Genomic DNA, 3203 nt, shown 5'->3' with positions numbered 1-3203 from the left:
AGCCGGAGCGGACGGGGAGGGGGGAGCGAGCTGGGACGAGCTTGGGCGGGACAGGGGCGATCCCGTGGTGACGGACTTGGAATCTGTTGAATATTGCTCAAACGGTGGCCACTATATGAGATTTGACGATCAGTTTGGGAGCTTCCTGTTCGGTTTTCTTCCACAGTCTGCGCGCGACGGGCACAGAAAAGCCCGGGCCGGGACAAAGTGCGGGGCATCCTGGGCATATGGCTGAGCCGGATACGCACACAGCGACCACACCGACCGGGGCGACCACGAGCGCGGCGGCCACGGCGGCCACGGCACTGGCGCGGGCGCTGAGAGCGGCCGTACGCGGCGAGGTGGAGTTCGGCGCGGCGGCCCGCGCCCTGACCACCATGGACGCCTCCAACTACCGCCGGGTCCCGGTCGGGGTCGTCGCACCGCGCGACGCGGCGGATGTGGCGGCCGCGCTCGCGGTGTGCCGGGAGCACGGCGTACCGGTCGTACCGCGCGGCGCGGGCACCTCGATCGCCGGGAACGCCACGGGCGTCGGGGTGGTCCTGGACCTCACCCGCCACCTCCGCTCCCTCGTGTCCCTGGACCCGGAGGCCCGTACCGCCGTCGTCCAGCCCGGTGTCGTCCTCGACGATCTGCGGGCCGCGGCGCGGCCGTACGGACTGACCTTCGGCCCCGATCCGTCCACCCACAGCCGCTGCACCCTCGGCGGGATGATCGGCAACAACGCCTGCGGCTCGCACTCCGTGGCCTGGGGGACGACCGCGGACAATGTGCGCGAGCTGTCCGTCATGACCTACGGCGGGGACACCCTGCGCCTCGGGCGCGGCTGGGACGGCGCCCCCGCCGGACTGCGCGAGCTGATCGAGCGCAATCTCGCGCCGCTGCGCACCGGCTTTCCCGCCGGGCTGCCCCGGCTGATCTCCGGTTACGCCCTGAACGCGCTGCTTCCCGAGGCCGGCACCGGCCTGGCCCGCGCCTTCTGCGGCAGCGAGGGCACACTCGGCGTGGTCACCGAGGCGACGGTACGGCTGGTCGAGGCGCCCGCCGCCCGTGCCCTCGCCGTCCTCGGCTACCCGGACGAGAGCGCCGCAGCCGAGGCCGCGGCCGGGCTGCTGCCGTACGGTCCGCTGACCGTCGAGGGCATGGCCGAGGACCTCGTACGGACCCGGGGAGGAGGCCGGGGAGCGGGCCATGGCGGGGTCCGGGGCGGGCCCGGACTGCCGGGCGGCGGCGCCTGGCTCTTCGTGGAGACCGGCGGCGCGACCCCCGCCGAGGCACGGGCCGCCGCCATGACCGTCCTGGGCGTGGCCGACCCGCTCGACGGCACGGTGGTGGACGACCCGGCGGAGCAGCGGGCCCTGTGGCGGGTACGGGAGGACGCGGCCGGCACCGCCACCCGGATGCCCGACGGCAGCGAGGCATGGCCGGGCTGGGAGGACTGCGCGGTGCCGCCCGCCCGGCTCGGCCCGTATCTGCGCGACTTCCGCACGCTGCTGTCCGAGCACGGTCTGCGCGGTACGCCGTACGGGCACTTCGGCGACGGCTGCATCCATGTCCGTATCGACTTCGACCTGATCAGCGGGGACGGTGTCCGGCGTTTCCGGGAGTTCTCGTGGGAGGCAGCCGCGCTTGTGGTCGCGCACGGCGGCTCGCTGTCCGGCGAGCACGGCGACGGACTGGCGCGCTCGGAGCTGCTGACGACGATGTACGGGGACGAACTGACCGGGCTCTTCCGGCAGTTCAAGGATGTGTGGGACCCGGCGGGCGGGATGAACCCGGGCGTCCTCGCCCGGCCCGCCGCGCTCGACGACAACCTGCGCTTCTCCGTGCTGCCGCGCGAGCGGGTCGAGGTCGCCTTCGGCTATCCGCACGACGGGCCCCGCGGCGGGGACTTCTCCGCGGCCGTGCGCCGATGTGTCGGGGTGGCCAAGTGCCGGGTGGCGGGGCCGGGTTCGGGTCCCGGGGTGATGTGCCCCTCGTACCGTGCGACGGGCGAGGAGCAGCACTCCACGCGCGGCCGCGCCCGGCTGCTGCACGAGATGCTCGCGGGCGAGGTGGTCACGGACGGCTGGCGCTCCGAGGAGGTACGGGAGGCGCTCGACCTGTGCCTGTCCTGCAAGGGGTGCCGCAGCGACTGTCCGGTGGGCGTGGACATGGCCACGTACAAGGCGGAGTTCCTGCACCACCACTACAAGGGACGGCGGCGGCCCGCCGCGCACTACACGATGGGCCGGCTGCCGGAGTGGCTGCGCGCGGCGGCGCCCTTCGCGCGGGTCCTGAACGCGGCGGCGGGCGTGCCGCCGCTGGCGGGCCTCGCCAAGCGGCTCGGCGGCATCGCTCCGGAACGTACGATTCCGCCCCTGGCGCCCGAGCCCTTCGGCCGCTGGCTGCGCCGGCACACCAGGGGCAGGGCCGAGGTCCTGGCACGTGACCGGGCGGCGATCCTGTGGCCCGACACCTTCACCGAGCATCTGTCGCCGTCGGTGGGGCGGGCGGCGGTACGGGTCATGGAGGCGGCCGGGATCGGGGTGGTGCTGCCGCCGCAGGGCAGGCGGGTGTGCTGCGGGCTGACATATGTGTCGACGGGCCAGCTCGACCGGGCCCGTACGGTGATGCGCCGCACCCTGGACCGGATGGAGCCCCTGCTCGATCTGGATCTGCCGGTCGTCGTCCTGGAGCCGAGCTGCGCCGCCACGCTCACGACCGATCTGCCGGAACTGCTGGCGGACGACCCGCGCGCGGAGCGGCTGGCCGTGTCCGTACGGACCTTCGCCCAGGCGCTGGAGGAGCGCGCCCCGGACTGGGCGCCGCCGAGGATCGACCGCCCGGTCACCGGCCAGACCCACTGCCACCAGCACGCGGTCCTGGGCGACGCGGCGGACCGGCGGCTGCGTGAACGAGCGGGCCTGACCGGCGAGCTGGAGGGCGGGTGCTGCGGCCTGGCGGGCAACTTCGGCTTCGAGCGCGGCCACTACGAGGTGTCGGTGGCCTGCGCGGAGGACCAGTTGCTGCCCGCGGTACGGGCGGCGGAGCCGGGGACGGCCGTCCTGGCGGACGGCTACTCGTGCCGTACGCAACTGGCGGAGCCAGGGGGATACCGGGCGAGGCACTTGGCGGAGGTGCTGGCGGAGGGGCTTCCCGGGCTTACGGAGGGGACGGCGGACGTCCGGGGCTGACGGCGGGGGGCACGCGGAGCTGACGGT

The 3203-nt window shown here is 74.3% G+C and carries 1 protein-coding gene; it reads left to right on the top strand.

All coding sequences use genetic code 11. From position 1 onward, the window contains the following. Positions 1 to 227: 227 nt before the first annotated feature. Positions 228 to 3176 carry an FAD-binding and (Fe-S)-binding domain-containing protein gene (locus tag WH07_RS30535; RefSeq protein ID WP_079023692.1) on the top strand — a complete coding sequence of 983 codons (2949 nt, stop codon included), beginning with the start codon at positions 228 to 230 and terminating at the stop codon, positions 3174 to 3176. The last annotated feature ends 27 nt before the right edge of the window (positions 3177 to 3203 follow it).

Source organism: Streptomyces odonnellii (assembly GCF_000981895.1).
Lineage (GTDB): Bacteria > Actinomycetota > Actinomycetes > Streptomycetales > Streptomycetaceae > Streptomyces > Streptomyces odonnellii.
The sequence above is the reverse complement of the archived record's forward strand: the minus strand, read 5'-3'. Positions and strand labels throughout refer to the sequence as shown.